Source organism: Janthinobacterium sp. GMG2, assembly GCF_033949445.1.
Taxonomy (GTDB): domain Bacteria; phylum Pseudomonadota; class Gammaproteobacteria; order Burkholderiales; family Burkholderiaceae_D; genus Janthinobacterium; species Janthinobacterium aestuarii.
The window spans coordinates 282,168-299,834 of sequence record NZ_JAXAWA010000001.1 but is presented as its reverse complement, the minus strand read 5'-3'; the positions used below and the strand labels follow the sequence as shown (position 1 = coordinate 299,834).

Sequence of the window (17,667 nt, the reverse complement as noted above, 5' to 3'; positions counted from 1 at the left end):
CTAGCGCACCGCCACCCGCGCCAGCCCCGGCTGGTTCACCATCCAGTAGTGCTGGAAGGCCAGGCGGATGTTGTCGCGCAACTGGGTGTCATCCCACGGTTTCGTATAGAAACGGTAGATGGCGCCCCGGTTGATCGAGTCGAGCACGGCTTCGAGGCCCGTGTAGCCGGACAGGATGATGCGGATGGTTTCCGGGTACAGCTCCTTCACCTTGCTGAGGAATTCCGTGCCGCTCATGCTCGGCATGCGCTGGTCGCAGACGATCACGTGCACCCTGTGCAGGGCCAGCATTTCAAACCCTTCGGCCGGCGTGCTGGCCGTCAGGATCTGGTAACCCTCGGGACGGAACAGGCGGTGCAGCGACGACAGCACGTTGACGTCGTCGTCGACGATGAGCAGCGTCTGCGCGGGCTGGGCGGCCGGGTCGTGGCCGGGCGGCAGACCGGCGCCGGCGACGATCATCTGCCCCAGTTCCAGCGCCGGCAGGGCGCGGCTGAAATAAAAGCCCTGGATCTCGTCGCAGCGGTTGCGCCGCAGGTATTCGAGCTGCGGACGCGATTCCACGCCCTCGGCCACGACACTCAGCTTCAGGCTGTGCGCCATGCTGACGATGGCCAGCGCGATGGCCGCGTCGTTCGGGTTGCTGGTGATGTTGCGCACGAAGGCGATGTCGATCTTCAGCTTGTCGATGGGGAAGCGCTGCAGATACGCGAGGCTCGAATAACCGGTGCCGAAATCGTCGATGGCCACCTTCACGCCGATTTTTTTCAATTTTCCCAGCACAACGATGGTGCGCTCGGCGTTCGACATCAGCGCCGTTTCCGTCAATTCCAGTTCCAGCAATTCCGGCGCCACGTTGTGATGCGCCAGCGCGCGCGTCACTTCGCCTTCCAGGTCGCCTTCGGCAAACTGGCGGCTCGACACATTCACGGCCACGTGCACGGGTCCCACTTCGCTGTCGCGCCATTCGGCGATCTGGCGGCAGGCGGCCTGGATCACCCAGGCGCCCACGCGCACGATCAACCCCGTGTCTTCCAGCACGGGTACGAATTCGGCGGGCGCCACCAGGCCGTAGCCGGGACGGCGCCAGCGCAGCAGCGCTTCCACGCCGCTGATGCGGCCCGTGCGCAAATCCACCTTGGGCTGGTAGTACAGGATGAACTGGTCATGTTCGAGCGCATGGCGCAGCGCCAGTTCCAGGTCCAGGCGCGCCAGCACCTGCACGTTCATGCCGGCCGTGAAGAAACGGTAGCCGTCGCGGCCCGCCTGCTTGGCGCCGCCCATGGCCGTATTCGCGTATTTGATCAGGGTTTCCGGGTCGGTGGCGTCGTCCGGATACATGGCGATGCCGATGCTGGCCGTCAGGGTGGCCGCATGGCCGCGCAAGTCGAATGGCGCCCTCAAGGCTTCGCGCACCTGGTTGGCCACGGCGACGGCTTCCTGCTGGTTGCGGCTCATCGTCAATATCAGCGCGAATTCGTCGTTGCCCAATCGCCCCACCGTGTCGCGCAGGCGCACGCATTCGACGAGGCGGTTGCTGAACTGGCGCAGCAGTTCGTCGCCCAGCGCCGCGCCCAGGGTGTCGTTGATGCTTTTAAAACGGTCGAGCGCGATGAACAGCACCACGATGCGCCAGCTTTTCTCTTGCGCCAGTTCCACGGCCTGGGCCAGGGTCTGGTAGAACAGGCTGCGGTTCGGCAGTCCCGTCAAGCCATCGTAATGGGCCAGGTGCTTGAGGCGCTCCTGCGCCTGGCGCCGCTCGCTGATGTCGCGCGCCACGGCGATCAGCAGCAGGCCGCCCGCGCCAGGGGTGCCAGAATAGCCGCCCGTCACGGGCGCTTGCGCATACCAGTGCCAGCCCAGTTCCACGGGGGTCAGGCTCAGGTCGCGCCGCACCAGTTCGCACTCCGTCACTTCCGTCGCCAGATGGGCAGGGCCACCCGGCAGCGCGGCCAGCGGCGGGGCCGGCGGCGATGGCAGCAAGGTGCCAGGCGCCAGCGCCAGCAGTTCGGTGCGCGCATAGCCAAGCAAACGGCAAGCGCCGTCGTTGACGTCGACCAGCGTCATGCCCAGCACGTCAACGAGGAAGATGGCGTCCGTGGTGGCATCCATGGCGCCGCGAAAGCGCTGCAGTTCGGCCGTGCGCTGGCCCACCGTGCGTTCGAGCAGGGTGTTGTAGTGGCGCGCGGCGCGGTGCAGCAGCCGCACTTCGAGCATGTTGCGGATGCGCGTGAGCACCTCGAGCGCATCGAAGGGCTTGCTGATGAAGTCGCGCGCGCCCGCTTCCAGCGCCGCCAGCTTGGCGTCCGGGTCGGCGGCGATCACCAGCACGGGCAGGTAGCCTTCCAGCTCCAGCGGACGCAGGGCATCCATCACCTCGTAGCCGCTCATGCCGGGCATCACCAGGTCGAGGATGATCAGGTCGAACTGGTGGCGCTGGTGCAGGCCGGCCACGGCGCGCGCGTCGAGGGTGCTGGTGATGGCCGTGTAGCCGCCGCTTTGCAGCAAATGCTCGAGCAGGCGCAGATTGACTTCCTGGTCGTCGACGAGGAGAATTTTCGCCGCGTAGATATCGGCCTGGCTGATCATGGCGCGCCTGTTCCCTTCTGCCGGCGCTGCTGCGCCACATAGGCCAGGGTGCTGTTGATCGCCTCGGTAAATTCATCGAGGTTGATCGGCTTGGTCAGATAGCGGTAGAACCCCAGCGCCATGCTGCGCTCGACGTCGCCCGGCATGGCGTTGGCCGTCAGGGCGATGACGGGGATGTGCGCCGTGCGCGGATCGGCGCGCAGCAGTTTCAGCGCGTCCGTGCCATTCACGTTCGGCAGATTGATGTCCATCAGGATCAGCTGCGGCAGGTGCGTGCGCGCCATTTCCACGCCCAGGCGGCCATCGGTGGCCGTCAGCAGATGCAATTGCGGGCAGTAGCGCACGATTTCCTCGACCAGGGTCAGGTTGGCGGGATTGTCTTCCACGTACAGCAAGGTCACGGGGGCACTGTGATCGAGCAGCGCCCCGGCCAGGTCCGGCCGCGGCAAGGCGGGTGCCGCAGGCATGGGCAAGGCGTCGACCACGCGCAGCTCGATCCAGAAGGTGCTGCCCTCGCCGGGTGCGCTGGTCACGCCGATGCTGCCATCCATCAGTTCCACCAGGCGCTTGGTGACCACCAGGCCGATGCCGCTGCCCTCCTCCGTGCCGCCCTCCTGCCCCAGCCGGTTGAACGGCTGGAACAGCAGCGCCACCTGCTCGCCGTCGAGGCCCACGCCCGTATCGCGCACGCTGATGCGCACCCGGCCGCCCGCCTGCGGCGCGCAATCGATGGCCACCTGCCCCTGCTCGCGGTTGTACTTGAGCGCATTCGACAACAGGTTCAACAGGATTTGCTTGAGGCGCGTGCGGTCGGCCAGCACGTTCAGGGGGCAGGCGTCGGGGAAGGTCATGCCGATGCCGCGCTGGCTGGCCAGCGGCGCGATCATGTCGCGGCATTCCTGCAAGATGGCGTCCAGACCCACCGGTTCCAGCGACAGGCTGACCGTGCCCGATTCCACCTTGGCCAGGTCGAGGATTTCATTGATCAGTGTCAGCAGGTGGCGCCCCGATTTCAGGATATGGCCGGCGAACTCCTTCTTTTGCTCCAGGGTCGACGGCAGGCGGTCGGAACTGAGGATTTGCGCGAAGCCCAGGATGGCGTTGAGCGGCGTGCGCAATTCATGGCTCATCGACGACAAAAACGCCGACTTGGCGTAGTTGGCGCTGCGCGCCTCTTCCATCGCCATGGCCAGTTCGCCATTCGTCATTTCCAGTTGCATCGTGCGCTCGTGCACGCGCACTTCCAGTTCCTGGTTCAGGCGCATGACTTCCTGCTGCGCCTCGGTGCGCTGCTCGCCTTCGCGCGCCAGCTCGCCGTTCGAGCGCTCCAGCGCCTGCGTGCGCAGCTCGATCTCGGCCAGCATCTTGTTGAAGGAATCGACCAGCTGCGCCACTTCGTCGACGCTGAGCTTGCGCGCGCGGCGCGAATAATCGCCCGTCTCGATCACTTCGCGCGCCACGTCGGCGATGTCGAGGATCGGTTGCGTGATGACGAAATCGAGGCGGCGCAGCAGCAGCAAGGCCACCAGCAGCGCCAGCACCGTCACGCCCAGCGCGATGGCCAGGTAATCGGCCGTGCGGCCGGCCAGCTCGTAATCGGCGCGCAGATACACGGTGCCCAGCAGTTCGCCATTGTCGACGATGGGTTTGAACAATTCGACGGATTTGCCCGCGATGCTGACGCCTTCCTGGCCCGCCTTCGCCGGCAGTTCGCCCACGTGCTGATGCGCGCGGTAGCTGGCAAACAGGCTGCCGTCGGCCTTGTACAGGGCGCCGGCCGTCACGCGCGGGCGGATGCGCATCAAATTGAGGTTTTCCAGCGCCAGGCGTTCATCGTCGAAGGCCAGCGCGGCCGAGCTCATGTGCCCGAGCAGCTCGGCCTGGGTACTGATGTCGGCCACCAGGTTGCGGTGGTAGGCACGCAAGTCGTAGACGACGATGGTGCCCAGCGAAATGACGAGCGCCACCAGGGTGGTCAGCAAGACCACCGACATCAGCTTGTGGCGGATGGAACGCAGTCTGATCATCTAGGCGCCCCCAGTCTGCACGCGGTAGGCGGCCAGCAGCATGCGCGCGCTGATGCGGATATGCGCCTGCGCCACGGGTTTCAAGGCCACGTCGAAGCGGACCTTGTCTTCGGCCATCACAAAATTGATCATGCTGCCCATCGCGTAGACCTCATCCGAATCGGACACCGTCAGCAACGCCAGGCCACGGCTGGCGGCCAGCATTTCCTGCAGCGCCGTTTTCTCCAGCGCGCCCAGGTACAGCACGTGCAGCCCGGCCAGCGCTTCGCCGCGGCGTACTTTCTTCACCTGCACGGCACGGCCGTTGACGCTATGCCCGGCCACGCTCTGTTCGAGCTGCTCGGCCAGCGCATCGGCGCCCGCCACGCCGATCACCAGCGGCGAGTCGGGCCGGGCAAAGCTGCCGTCGGGCCATTCGACATAGCCGGCGAACTTGTACAGATACCCGGCCTTGACCTGGCGTTCCAGCTCCCCCGGCACCTGCGATCGCGCATCGGCGCACAGCACGCCCAAAAGCAGCAATAGCCAGCCCCAGCGCAGGGAACGGCAAGCGGCACCGCTCGCGGGGCGGCGCAAGGGGCCAGGATGACGCCACCAGGTCCAGTTCAGAATTACCATGACAACCGAGTAAAGATAATGCATACGAAGGCGCGGCACCATGCCGCTTGCCTGTTCGAGCGATGCGCACCCGGGTGGCGCAGCGACAGAGCGCCTGCCGGCCCGAAGTGGTAGCAAATGTATAAAAGAGTGTACGCATTTTCGCTGGTACCGGGGAAAGTTTCTTTTGCCGTCGGCCATGCTACAGTCTTGCCACCATTTTCACCGCATGCAGGAGTCATCCATGAGCAACGAACTCGTCCCCCTCTCCACCGCAGTCGGCCTGGCCTTGCAGGCGAAAGGCCTGCTGCTGGCCACGGCCGAATCGTGCACGGGCGGCGGCGTGGCGCAGGCCGTCACCGATATCTCGGGCTCGAGCGCCTGGTTCGAACGGGGTTTTGTTACGTACTCCAACGGGGCCAAGAGCGGCATGCTGGGCGTGCCTGCCGAACTGATCGCCGCACACGGCGCCGTCAGCGAGGAAGTCGCCGCCGCCATGGCGCAAGGCACCCTGGTCCACAGCGAAGCCCAGGTGGCGGTCTCGACCACGGGCATCGCCGGCCCCACGGGCGGCGTGCCGGGCAAGCCCGTCGGCACCGTCTGCTTCGGCTGGGCCATGGACGGGCGCGTGCAGACGCAGCGGCTGGTATTTTCGGGCGACCGCCAGGCCGTGCGCGAGCAGGCCGTGGCGCACGCGCTGCGCGAACTGCTGCGCTTTATCCAGTAGCGTCGGCGATGCAGGCGCGGTCGCGGCCCGCCTGCTTGGCCGCATACAGCGCGCTGTCGGCGCGCATCAGCAATTCGTGGCGGCCGGCGCCGTGGCGCGGATATTCAGCGATGCCGGCCGAAAAGGTACAGCCCGTCAAGCTGTGCGGCGCCTGCTGGATCAGCAGCTGGCGGTAGCGCGCGGCGATATCGTCGATCTTGTGCGCCGCGATGAGGCTGTCGGCTTCGCGCAACAGCAGGCAGAATTCCTCGCCGCCATAGCGGCAGACCATATCGGTGCCGCGCAGCTGGCCTTCCACCAGGCGCGCGAACTGGATCAGCACTTCGTCGCCAAAGTTGTGCCCGTAGGTATCGTTGACGCGCTTGAAAAAATCCAGGTCGATGATGGCGATGGCCACGGGCGCATCCGCATCGGCCTCGTGCAGGATGGCATTGAGGCAGGTTTCAAAATGGCGGCGGTTGTACAGGCCCGTCAGGTGGTCGCGCATGGCCTGCTCCTTCAGGCTATCCTGCAGGGAATTGACGTGCAGGATCTGGTGCGCCAGTTCGCGGTTCAGGTGTTCGAGCTTGACGTTTTCCGATTCGCGCGCGGCCTGCAGCTCCAGCGCCTTGTCGCGCTCGGCTTTCAGGCTGTGCATTTCCTTTTCCAGATTGCGCATCAGGCTGCGCGACGCGCGCGCCGACTTGCTGCTGGCCTCGTACGCGGCCTGGTATTGCTGCAGGAAACCATACGCGGCCTGCCATTCGCCCAGCTGGGCATTGATGTCGGACAAGCCGCGCAGGATCTGCTGCTGGTGAAACGGATTGCGCGTCCAGCTCAGCAGGCTGTGCGCCTGCGTCAGCGACGCCAGCGCCTGCGCCGTCTGGCCCGCGTGCAAGTCGAGCTTGCCGCGCACCAGCCACGCATGCATCTGCTCTTCCAGGTCCTGGCCCCGGCGCGCGTACTCTTCGGCCCGCAACAGCAATTGCAGGGCACTGTCGGGCTGGCGCAGCAGGATCGCGGCGTGGGCGGCGATGCAGAAAAGAAAGGCGCGCACGGCCAGGTCTTCTTCCGGCCACTCGTAAAACGGTTCCACCAGCGCCAGCGCCTCGGCCGGCTTGCCAGTGGCCAATAAACACATGGCCAGGTTGGCCGACACGATGGTTTGCTGGTATTTGAGCTTTTGCGTGCCGATGATTTCGAGCGCCTCGACCAGCAGGGGAATCGCGTCTTCATCGTTGCCCAGGTCATGCTGCGACGACGCCAGGTTCGACAGGCTGTTGACCCGGTGCGCGGGGCTGCCGAAGCGCTCGGCGATGTCGAGCGCCAGCAGGAAATTGCGCGGGCCGTCCTGCGTATCGCCACGGTTCAGGGCATCGACGCCCAGGCGCGCATACAGCATGAATTTGTGCAGCGAGTCGGGTATCTGCGCGGCCTGGCTGCGCGCCTGCAGGAAATGCTGCTCGGCATCGGCAAAATCGCCGCGCCGGCTCGCATACGCGCCCTGCAGGGCGGCCACTTCCATGCCCCCCTCCAGATCGCCGCTGTGCTGGAAATACGCGCCCAGGCGCTCGCATGACGGTTCGGCCTCGCCCGCGTAATACGCGAGCCAGCAATGATTGAGTTCCGCATACGCGCCGCCGCGTGCATACTGTTGCCGTTGCGCCGCCGCCAGCGCCATCTGCGCCAGCCGGCGCGCCTGGCGGCGGTTGCCGACCAGGCAAGACAGGGCTTGCTGATTCAGACGGTCAATGTCGGCTTTATCGAGACTGGAGATCGGCACTGCGTCCTCGTTCACACTCTGGGGTGGATTTTTCACACAAAACTTGCTCTACATCAATGGTATCCTGATTAACATCATAACCAGATTCGCTGTTCCGCATGGCATATTTGCAAAGGATTGTGGTAAAAATGCCAGTCGCCGCTGTCACGGATCTTTGATTGTCACTGACGCAACAACTTGGAGTAGTCGCAATGCAAAACACGGTACATTTCATCCTGCAGGGCAAGGGTGGCATCGGCAAGACCCTCGTCTCGACCCTGCTGGCCCAGTGGATAGGCGGCAAGGACGACACGCCTTTGCGCTGCTATGACACCGATCAGGAAAACGCCACGTTCTCGCGCTACAAGGCGATGAACGTCAAGCACGTGCCTGTGATGACGGATGCGCGCAACATCGACCCGAAACGCTTCGACGCGCTGATGATCGACATTCTCGACACGGACGGCAACTGCGTGATCGACAATGGCGCGAACACGTTTTCGCCGCTGATGGGCTACCTGCTGGAAAACGACTGTTTTTCGCTGCTGGAAGAATCGGGCCGCAAGGTCTACATCCACACCATCGTCGGCGGCGGCGATACCTTGCATGACACGGCCACGGGTTTTGTCGCGACAGCCCAATCGACGAAGGTGCCGCTGGTGCTGTGGCAAAACGAACACTTCGGCCTGCTGCAATCGGCGTCCGGCAAGCAATTCGTCGAATCGCAGTCGTACAGCGACAACCGCGCGCGCGTGAAAGGCAGCATCACCTTGAGCCAGCGCAATCCCGACACCTTCGGCGCGGACGTCAAGAAAATGAACACGGCGCGCCTGACGATGCAGGAAGTGCTGCAGAACGACAAGTTCAACATCATGGAAAAGCAGCGCATCAAGGTCGTCTACCGCGACATCTTCGAACAGCTCGACAAGGTGCAGTGGTAGATGGACCAGCACAAACTGCGCAGCCACGTGTTCGACAAGACGGGCATCAAGGTCGACGTCGACGACCCGATATTCGCCCTCGTGGCGCTGAACGAAGCCGTGCTGGCGGAAACCGTCGAGCGCCAGCTGGCCCTGCTCGACGCCGCCACGCAGGCGCTGGCGGCCCAGGCGCGCGCGGCGGGCGGCTTGCCTGCGGCCGTGCCCCAGCCTGCGCCGCAAGAGCCCCTATCCGCCGCTTGGTTTTCTCCGCGCGAATGGCGCTTGCTGGGCGCGGCTGCCATCGTCTCCATCGCCAGCGCGCTGCTGGTGCTGGGCGGCGCGGCCCTGCTGTATAAACTGTAGCACCGACCGTAGCACCGTCGCGCTGCGCCAGCCACGAGCGAGCCGCAGCGTCTTCTCCACCCATCCCTGGAAGCATGCATGAAACCGATCAAACTGCTGGCCATTCCCGCCCTGCTGCTGTCGCTGTACGGCGCCCCGCTCACCCTCGCCCATGCCGCCGATGCGGCCGTCACGACAGGTGCAACGTCCGTGCCCCATATCGCCTACGAAAAATACACTTTGCCGAACGGCCTGGACGTCATTCTCGTGGAAGACCATAAATTGCCCGTCACGGCCGTCAACATCTGGTACCACGTGGGTCCGGCCAATGAAGCGCCGGGCCTGACGGGCTTTGCGCATTTGTTCGAGCACATGATGTTTGCCGCCACCAAGCACGTGCCGCGCGGCATGGCCGACCAGTTGCTCGAAGGCGCGGGCGCCACCGATTCCAACGGCAGCACGGATTTCGACCGCACCAATTATTTCGACACGGTGCCGTCGAACCAGCTGGAACTGGCCCTGTGGACGCATTCCGACCGCATGGGCTATCTGCTCGACGTGCTCGACCAGACGGCGCTGACGAACCAGCAGGACGTCGTGCGCAACGAGCGCCGCCAAAGCGTGGAGAATGCGCCGTACGGCATCGTGCAGGAAGCGCTGTACCACCAGCTGTTTCCCAAGACCCACCCGTATTACGCCAGCGTCATCGGTTCGCACGCGGACATCCAGAACGCGAAGCTGGCCGACATCAAGGATTTCTTCAGCAAATACTATGGGCCCAACAATGCCAGCCTCGTGATCGCGGGCGACATCGACAAGGCGAAGACCAAGGAACTGGTCAATAAATACTTCGGCAGCTTCAAGAGCGGCCCGGCCGTGCCGAAACCGAATGTCGTGACGCCGCCCATCACGCAGGAACGCCGCATCGTGGTACAGGACCGGGTCGAGTTGCCGCGCGTCTTCATGGCCTGGCTGACGCCGTCCGCCTACACCAGGGACGACGCGGAACTGTCGATGGCCGCGCACATCCTGGCCGGCGGCAAGTCCAGCCGTTTATATAAATCCCTCGTGTACGACAAGCAGATCGCGCAGGACGTGGGCGCCAGCCAGGGCTCGAACGCTCTCACGTCGATTTTCACCATCGACGCGACGGCGCGCCCGGGCCGCAAGCCCGAGGAAATCGAGCAAGCCCTGCAGGCGGAACTGGAACAGCTGCGCGCCAAGGGCCCGACCGAGAAAGAATTGGAGCGCGCGCGCAACAGCATCGAGACGAGCATGCTGAGCCAGGTGGAAAAAATGGGCGGCCACGGCGTGGCCAACTTGCTCAACGAATACAACCAGTACGTGGGCGACCCCGGCTATCTGGCCAAGGATATCGAACGCTACCGCCAGGTGACGGCGGCCGGCGTGCAGCGCGCCGTCGACCAGTACCTGAAGAACCAGTCGCGCGTGGTCGTCTATGGCGTGCCCGGCACGCCGGACCTGGGCGCGGAAGTGCCGACGCCGGCGCCGGGCAAGGTCAAGCCTGCGCCTGGCACGGCCATCAATGCGGACGAACCATGGCGCAATGCCGTGCCGAAGGCCGGTCCCGCACCGAAGATTGTTTTACCGCAAGGAAAATCGTTCACCCTGGCGAACGGCCTGACCGTGATCCACCACTACAACGGGGCCGTGCCGCTCGTGTCCAGCCAGCTTGTGGTGAAAAGCGGCTCGGGCGCCAATCCGCTGGCGCAGCCGGGCTTGTCGAGCTTTACGGCGCAATTGCTGCAGGAAGGCACGGCCACGCGCAGCGCGCCGCAAATCGCCGATGACGTGGCGCAGCTGGGCGCCCTGCTCAATACCGGCTCCGGCGTGGACGCGTCGTTCGCCCAGCTGACGTCGCTCAAAGCCACGTTCCCGCAAGCGCTCGACGTGCTGGCCGACGTGGTGCTGCACCCGCAATTCCCGCAAGAAGAAGTCGAGCGCCAGCGTGCCAGCCGCATCGGCGAACTGGCGCAGCAGCGCGAAAACGCGGGCGCGGTGGCGGCCCGCGTGGAAGCGGCGGCGCTGTATGGCCCGCAGCATCCGTATGGCTACATTCAGCTGGGCACGGAAGCGGCGCTGAAAGCGGCCAGCCGCGCCGACTTGCAAGGTTTCTGGCAGCAGCATTACCTGCCGAACAATGCGGCGCTGATCGTTTCGGGTGATATCGGCGAGGCGGAATTGAAGGCGCTGGCCGAAGCGAAGTTTGGCAGCTGGAAGGCAGGCACGGTGGCGCCATCCGTGGCCGCAGCGCCGCAGACGACGAAGGCAAAATTGATTTTGGTCGACAAGCCAGGCGCGCCGCAAACGGCCGTGCGTCTGTCGACCATCGCCGTGCCGCGCGCCACGCCTGATTACGCACCGCTGCAAGTGATGAACGCGGCGCTGGGCGGCTTGTTTACCAGCCGCCTGAACACCAACTTGCGCGAAGAAAAGGGCTACACCTATGGCGTGCGTTCGCAATTCCAGTACCGCAATCAGCCTGGACCGTTCTCGATTGCCGCCAGCGTGCGCACCGATGTGACGGGCCCGGCCGTATCGGAAACCGTCAGGGAAATCCGCGCCATGATCGCAAAACCCTTGCCTCGCCAAGAACTGGCGAATGCGCGCAACTCGCAAGTGCTGTCCTTGCCCGGCCAGTTCGACACGAATGCCAGCATCAGCGCCAGCATGGCCAACACGTATATCTACGGCCTGGGCCTCGACTACTACACGACCTTGCCGCAGCGCTTTGCCAGCGTGACGGACAAGCAGGTGCAGCAGGTGGCGAAGAAATACCTGCAGCCGGAAAAGCTGATCGTCATCGGCGTGGGCGACAAGGCGAAGATCGCTCCGCAATTGTCGAAGCTGAAGCTGGCGCCCGTCGAATTGCGCGACGCGGAAGGTAACGTCAAGTAATCAGGATTAGCGGCGCTTGAACAGCGCCGCTTGATCCACCAGCGCCGCGATCGCCACGCCCGCCGTGTAGGCGATCAGGTCGACCCAGCCGAAGGCGGAGCCCAGCACCAGGTGTCCCAGCGGATGCGCGCGCAACGCGACGATCCACGGCGCCTGGTATAGCTGGCCGAATTCCACGGCAAAGCAGATCAGCAAGGCCGTCAGCGCCAGCTGCCACGTGCGCATGCGCGTGGCGACAATGCCCAGCGCAAAGACGATCATCATGGCCCACAGGGCGTCGCCCGGATACTTGCCGAGCGCGGCAGGGACGAATTGGGGAAAGGCGCGCGAAGCCAGGCCCAGCGCGATGACAGCCACGGTTGCGCCCACCTGCAGCAGGCGGCGGCGTTCAGGTTTTACCAGGAACATATTTCCATTCAAAGGCACAATACGGGCCGAACCATTGCGGCCCGTCCGATATTGTACTGCGCGGCCGTGCCTGCCTGTAGCCTAATGCGCTTGGACAACCTCAGCCCAGCTCGACGTGCTGCGCCAGGAAATCGAGAAACACGCGCACGCGCAGCGGCACATGCCCGCCTTGCCCCACGAACACGGCATGCACTTCCTCGCTGTCGCCGGGATTGCACTCTTCCAGCACGGCCTGCAGCCGGCCGGCCGCGATATCGGCGCGCACCTGGAAAGCGGCCAGGCGTGCCAGTCCCAGTCCCGCCAGCGCCAGTTGCCGCAAGGCTTCGCCATCGCTGGCCTGTGCATTGCCCGTGACCGGCACGACGACGTCACCCTCGGGCAGGCGCAGCGGCCAGCCCGAGCGGGCGCGCGCGTAATTGGCGTCGAGCAGATTGTGCGAGACCAACTCGGTGGCTAGCTGCGGCGTGCCGCGCCGCGCCAGGTAGGCTGGCGATGCCACGATGACCATGCGCGTCTGGCCCAGCTTGCGCGCCAGCAGGCTGGAGCTTTTCAATGGCCCCGCCCGCACGGCCACGTCCGTGCGCTGCTCGAGGATATCGACGACGGCGTCCGTGAGCACGATGTCGAGCGTCACCTCGGGATAGCGTTCGAGAAACAACGGCGCCAGCGGCAACAAGAAATGCTGGCCGAAGGGCACGTTCGCATTGACCTTGATTCTGCCGCGCGGCACGTCCTGCACGCCAGCGCAGCGCTCGGCCTCGTCCAGCGCCGCCAGCACTTGCTGTCCCCGTTCGTACAGGCCGCAACCCTCGGCCGTCAGCTGCAGCTGGCGCGTGGAGCGGTTCAGCAGGCGCGCGCCCAGGCGCTCTTCGAGCCGCGAGACGAGCTTGCTGACGGCCGACGGCGTCATGCCGCAGGCGCGCGCGGCAGCGGAAAAGCCGCCGAGCTCGACCACGCGCACGAACACTTCCAGCTCGCCGGAGCGGTTCACTTCCAGTCTGGCCATTGTGAATTCAACTCATAAATGTTCTTCGATGAGATAGTCTAGTACATAAATGGCTTTGCTTTCATCATGCAGGCATTCCCCTTGATGAAGCGAGCCGCCATGCAACGATTGTCCCTCTTCCCCGCCATCCTGCTGAGCCTGGCGCTGAGCACTAGCCCCGTCCAGGCAGCCAATGGCGATACCTCCTGGCTGGCCAGCTGGACGGCCAGCCCCCAAGCCGTGTGGAGCAGCGATTTCCTGTTCCCCAGCAATGTGCCCGCCGTGCTGCACGGGCACACCGTGCGCCAGGTGGCACGCCTCAGCGTGGGCGGCCCGCGCGTGCGCATCGTGCTGTCGAATGCGTATGGCAAGGTGCCGCTACGCATCGGCGCGGCCACCGTGGCGCTGGCCTCTTCCGGTTCGGCCATCGAAGCGGGCAGCCTGCGCACGCTCACATTTTCCGGCCAGCCGGCAGCCAGCGTGGCGCCGGGCGCGCCGCTCGTCAGCGACCCCGTTGACCTGTCCGTGCCGGACCTGGCTCGCCTGACGGTGAGCATCCACCTGCCGCAAGCCAGTCCCGTCTCCACGTTTCACTGGGATGGGCGCGAGACGGCGTGGATCGCCCCGCAGGACCAGACGCGGACCGCGCGCATCGATGACGCGCCCGGCGTGCAGACCACCACGGCCCGCCTTGTACTGAGTGCCATCCAGGTGGAAGCGGCGCCGGGGGCGCAGGGAGCGCAAACTGTGGCCATCCTCGGCGATTCAATTACCGATGGCGCCACTGCCAGCCTGGGGATGGATGCGCGCTGGCCCGATTTCCTGGCCAAGCGTCTGGCGCCGCACGGCGTGGCCGTGATCAATGCGGGCATTTCCGGTGCGCGGCTGTTGTCCGATGGCATGGGAGACAATGCCCTGGCCCGTTTCGAGCGCGACGTGCTGGCGCAACCAGGCGTGCGCACGGTGATCGTCTTGTTGGGAATCAATGACATCAGCTGGCCCGGCACGGCGTTTGCGCCACGGTCAAAACGGCCGACGTTGGAGGAGTTAACAAACGGCTACACCCAACTGATCGCCCAGGCGCACAGCCGCGGTGTGCGCGTGATCGCGGCCACCCTGACGCCGTTCGCCGGCGCCCTGCCCGGCACGCCCTTGAGCAACTATTATCAGCCGGAAAAAGATGCGCTGCGCCAGCAATTGAATGCGTGGATACGCGCCAGCGGCAGCTTTGATGCGGTGCTCGACTTCGACGCATTGGCGCGCGACCCTGCGCACCCGCTGCGCCTGCTGCCCGTCTACGACTCGGGCGACCACCTGCACCCGGGCGACGCAGGCAACCGGGCGCTGGCGGAAGGGACAGATCTGTCCCTACTATTTACAAATCAGTCGCCCAAGCCCGCGTACAAAGCCGTGCTCAGGTAGCGCTCGCCGAACGACGGGATGATGGTGACGATGTGCTTGCCCGCGTTTTCCGGACGGCGCGCCACTTGCAGGGCAGCCCACAGGGCGGCACCCGACGAGATGCCGACCAGCAAGCCTTCATCGCTGGCGGCCAGGCGCGCCGTGGCGAAGGCGTCGTCGTTCTTGACGCAAATAATTTCATCATAGATGGCCGTGTTCAAAATCTGCGGCACGAAACCGGCGCCGATGCCCTGGATCGGGTGCGGTCCCTTGGTGCCCTTCGACAGCATCGGCGACGCTTCCGGTTCCACGGCGATCACTTGCAGGCCGGGCTTGCGTTCCTTCAGCACTTCGCCGATGCCGGTAATCGTGCCGCCCGTGCCCACGCCGGCAACGACGATGTCCACTTGCCCATCCGTGTCGCGCCAGATTTCCTCGGCCGTCGTGGCGCGGTGGATGGCGGGATTGGCGGGATTGTTGAATTGCTGCAGCATCAGGTAGCGCGGATCGGCCGCCACCAGTTCCTCGGCCTTGCGGATGGCGCCCAGCATGCCTTCGCTGCCGGGCGTAAGCACCAGCTCGGCGCCATAGGCGCGCAGCAGGATGCGGCGCTCGCGGCTCATGGTGTCGGGCATGACGAGGGTGCAGCGGTAGCCGCGCGCGGCGCATACCATGGCCAGCGCGATGCCCGTGTTGCCGCTGGTGGGCTCGACGATGACGGTATCGGAATGGATCTTGCCTGCGGCTTCCGCGGCGACGATCATGGCCAGGCCGATGCGGTCCTTGACGCTGTGCGCGGGATTGTAGAATTCGAGTTTGGCCAGGATGGTGGCCACACTGCCGGCGGCGATGCGGTTGATGCGCACCAAGGGGGTGTTGCCGATCAGTTCAGTGACGTCGTTGGCGATGTTCATGGGGGTGGTCTCCACAGCAATTTCAGGAGAACCCAGTCTACCGCGTTTCAGAGCGTAAATGGCGGCGGCGCGGGCATGCGCCGCCGCCAAACTGAACAATTACTTCACGTCCAGCAATTCCACGTCGAAGATCAGTGCCGAGTTCGGCGGAATGTCGCCATTGCCGGCGCCGCGCGGGCCGTAGGCCAGTTCGCCTGGAATGATCAGGGTGCGCTTGCCGCCCACTTTCATGCCGGCCACGCCCTGGTCCCAACCCTTGATGACCATGCCCTTGCCGAGCGGGAAGTCAAACGGGCCACGACCGACGGAGCTGTCGAACTTCTTGCCGCGCGAATCTTTCGCCAGCGGACGGTACAGCCAGCCCGTGTAGTGCACGGTGACGTTACTGCCGACGGACGCTTCCTTGCCCGTGCCGACCTTGTTGTCGATCAGGATCAATTTATCGGCGACAGGGCCGGGGCTCAGCGAGACGGCCGAGGCGGGAACAGGCGCTGGCGCCTGTGCCTGCGCCAGCGACGCGGCGACGGAGCAGATCAGGGCAAACAAAACGGAGCTACGCGTCATGATGTATTCTTTCAGTGAGTTTCGGTAAGATCCCTGCCAGTGCAAGTGGGCAGGGAACGCCAATAATAGCAAACCGCCGCAACGATAGGAAAAACTTGTCGCCCGATACACACTGCCCCCGCCTGTTTTACGCGCTGTGGCCCGATGCGGCCACGCGCGCGGCCCTGGCCGCCTGGCAGGCGCGTCTGGAAGGCAAACCCGTGCGTCCGGACAAGCTGCACCTGACCCTGGCCTTCCTGGGCCAGCGCCCGGCCAGCGACCTGCCGCCTCTGCTGGATATTCTGGCGCACACACCGGCGCATCCCATGCCCCTGCTGTTCGATCACGCCAGCCATTTTACGAAGCTGGCGCTGGCCTGGGCCGCCCTGGCGCAGCCGTCGCCCGCCCTGCTGGACTTGCGCTCGGCCTGCATGCGTAACTTGGCGGAACAGGGACTGGCGCCCCGCTTCGAGCACGACCGTTTTACGCCGCACGTGACCCTGGCGCGCCAGGCGCCGCCGCCGGCCATCGGGGACTTCGCGCCCATCGCCTGGCTGGCGGACGAGCTGGTGCTGGTGGAATCGCTCAAGAGCAGCGGCGACTACCGCATCCTGGCCAGCAGGAAATTAAGCTAGGCGGCGTCCGGTATCGACACAGCTACCTCGGCTAATTTGTCCTGGCGCAAGCTTTTCAGCGCATGCGCGGCCGCCACCATGCCGAAGCTGGCCGTCACCACCACGCTGGAACCGAAGCCCGCACAGTTCAGGCCAGTGACGCCGGCGGGCGCGCCGCCATCGATGGCGCACGCTTCAGCGCTCTCGGGGGTGCTCAACGGCTCCATGGAAAACACGGCGTCGACATTGAATTTGTTTTTCACGCCACGGGGGAAACCATATTCGGTACGCAAGAGTTTGCGTACTCGCTTGAGCAGCGGCTCCTGTTCCGTTTTCGACAGGTCGCGCACGGCGATCAGGGTCGGGTCCGTCTGCCCGCCCGCGCTGCCGATGGTCAGCATGGGAATGTTGCGCGCGCGGCAATATGCGATCACGGCCGCTTTCGCCTTGGCATTGTCGATGGCATCAACGAGGTAGTCGAAATCGCGCCCGCCCAGCAGTTGGTCCAGATTATCGGGGGTAATAAAATCCTCGATCTGCGTGACCTGGCAAAACGGGTTGATCAGTTCGATGCGTTCAGCCAGGGCCGTAATCTTGGCCTGGCCAATGGTGTCGCTCATGGCCTGGATCTGGTGGTTGATGTTCGATTCGGCAACATTATCGAGATCGATCAGGGTCAGGCGGCCGATGGCGCTGCGCGCCAGCGCTTCGACGATCCAGGAACCGACGCCGCCCACGCCGATCACACACACATGGGCGGCGCGGAAACGCTCCAGCGCGGGCGCGCCGTACAGGCGGGCGATGCCGCCGAAACGCCGCTCAAAATCGATCTCGGTCAAGTCCATGGAAATTAGTTCATTGGTGGAGGTATGCATGGCGCCATTTTAACGGACACTGCGCTGACGGATATTCTAAAATAGCCGAATTGACACAGCGACAA

15 protein-coding genes are annotated in these 17,667 nt (G+C 64.8%); 6 read left to right on the top strand and 9 right to left on the bottom strand.

Annotated features, from left to right (window positions below):
• The 3 genes from SKZ59_RS01340 to SKZ59_RS01330 are packed head-to-tail and all read right to left on the bottom strand — an operon-like array spanning nt 1 to nt 5,234.
• Nucleotides 1–2,589 (bottom strand): EAL domain-containing protein, encoded by a 2,589-nt coding sequence (locus tag SKZ59_RS01340; RefSeq protein ID WP_319990595.1) that lies wholly within the window; start codon nt 2,587–2,589, stop codon nt 1–3.
• On the bottom strand, nt 2,586–4,616 hold the full coding sequence (locus tag SKZ59_RS01335; RefSeq protein WP_319990594.1) for an ATP-binding protein: 2,031 nt from the start codon (nt 4,614–4,616) through the stop codon (nt 2,586–2,588). Before SKZ59_RS01335 ends, SKZ59_RS01340 begins: the two co-directional genes overlap by 4 nt.
• Nucleotides 4,617–5,234, bottom strand: a complete 618-nt coding sequence (locus SKZ59_RS01330; protein WP_319990593.1) for a YfiR family protein — start codon at nt 5,232–5,234, stop codon at nt 4,617–4,619.
• 223 nt (nt 5,235–5,457) lie between these two features.
• Between SKZ59_RS01330 and SKZ59_RS01325 the strand changes: the two genes are divergently transcribed.
• Nucleotides 5,458–5,940 carry a CinA family protein gene (locus SKZ59_RS01325; RefSeq protein WP_319990592.1) on the top strand — a complete coding sequence of 161 codons (483 nt, stop codon included), beginning with the start codon at nt 5,458–5,460 and terminating at the stop codon, nt 5,938–5,940.
• Here the strand turns inward: SKZ59_RS01325 and SKZ59_RS01320 are convergent.
• On the bottom strand, nt 5,930–7,702 hold the full coding sequence (locus SKZ59_RS01320; RefSeq protein ID WP_319990591.1) for a GGDEF domain-containing protein: 1,773 nt from the start codon (nt 7,700–7,702) through the stop codon (nt 5,930–5,932). The two genes, SKZ59_RS01325 and SKZ59_RS01320, sit on opposite strands and share 11 nt — an antisense overlap.
• A 191-nt stretch (nt 7,703–7,893) precedes the next feature.
• Between SKZ59_RS01320 and SKZ59_RS01315 the strand changes: the two genes are divergently transcribed.
• From SKZ59_RS01315 to SKZ59_RS01305, 3 genes are all read left to right on the top strand, one after another.
• Nucleotides 7,894–8,622 (top strand): hypothetical protein, encoded by a 729-nt coding sequence (locus tag SKZ59_RS01315; protein WP_034746168.1) that lies wholly within the window; start codon nt 7,894–7,896, stop codon nt 8,620–8,622.
• On the top strand, nt 8,623–8,964 hold the full coding sequence (locus SKZ59_RS01310) for a hypothetical protein (RefSeq protein WP_319990590.1): 342 nt from the start codon (nt 8,623–8,625) through the stop codon (nt 8,962–8,964). It begins immediately after the preceding gene.
• Between the two features lie 78 nt (nt 8,965–9,042).
• Entirely contained in the window at nt 9,043–11,862 is a 2,820-nt protein-coding gene (locus SKZ59_RS01305; RefSeq protein ID WP_319990589.1) for a pitrilysin family protein, read from the top strand.
• 6 nt (nt 11,863–11,868) lie between these two features.
• On the opposite strand, the gene SKZ59_RS01300 is transcribed toward SKZ59_RS01305, so the two are convergent.
• Nucleotides 11,869–12,270: a DUF2809 domain-containing protein gene (locus SKZ59_RS01300; RefSeq protein ID WP_070301074.1), complete on the bottom strand. Its 402-nt coding sequence runs from the start codon at nt 12,268–12,270 to the stop codon at nt 11,869–11,871.
• A gap of 100 nt (nt 12,271–12,370) precedes the next feature.
• Nucleotides 12,371–13,276, bottom strand: a complete 906-nt coding sequence (locus SKZ59_RS01295) for a LysR family transcriptional regulator (protein WP_319990588.1) — start codon at nt 13,274–13,276, stop codon at nt 12,371–12,373.
• 99 nt (nt 13,277–13,375) lie between these two features.
• Here SKZ59_RS01295 and SKZ59_RS01290 point away from each other — a divergent pair, with 99 nt between their 5' ends.
• Entirely contained in the window at nt 13,376–14,677 is a 1,302-nt protein-coding gene (locus tag SKZ59_RS01290; protein ID WP_319990587.1) for an SGNH/GDSL hydrolase family protein, read from the top strand.
• Here the strand turns inward: SKZ59_RS01290 and cysK are convergent.
• Together cysK and SKZ59_RS01280 are read right to left on the bottom strand one after the other, a co-directional pair.
• Nucleotides 14,638–15,570 carry a cysteine synthase A gene (gene cysK, locus SKZ59_RS01285; protein WP_128141793.1) on the bottom strand — a complete coding sequence of 311 codons (933 nt, stop codon included), beginning with the start codon at nt 15,568–15,570 and terminating at the stop codon, nt 14,638–14,640. The two genes, SKZ59_RS01290 and cysK, sit on opposite strands and share 40 nt — an antisense overlap.
• A gap of 99 nt (nt 15,571–15,669) precedes the next feature.
• Entirely contained in the window at nt 15,670–16,134 is a 465-nt protein-coding gene (locus SKZ59_RS01280; protein WP_034746152.1) for an FKBP-type peptidyl-prolyl cis-trans isomerase, read from the bottom strand.
• 95 nt (nt 16,135–16,229) lie between these two features.
• Here SKZ59_RS01280 and thpR point away from each other — a divergent pair, with 95 nt between their 5' ends.
• Entirely contained in the window at nt 16,230–16,748 is a 519-nt protein-coding gene (gene thpR / locus SKZ59_RS01275) for an RNA 2',3'-cyclic phosphodiesterase (RefSeq protein ID WP_319990586.1), read from the top strand.
• On the opposite strand, the gene SKZ59_RS01270 is transcribed toward thpR, so the two are convergent.
• Nucleotides 16,745–17,602, bottom strand: coding sequence for a tRNA threonylcarbamoyladenosine dehydratase (locus tag SKZ59_RS01270; RefSeq protein WP_319990585.1), 858 nt, complete (start codon nt 17,600–17,602; stop codon nt 16,745–16,747). The two genes, thpR and SKZ59_RS01270, sit on opposite strands and share 4 nt — an antisense overlap.
• Nucleotides 17,603–17,667: the final 65 nt, after the last annotated feature.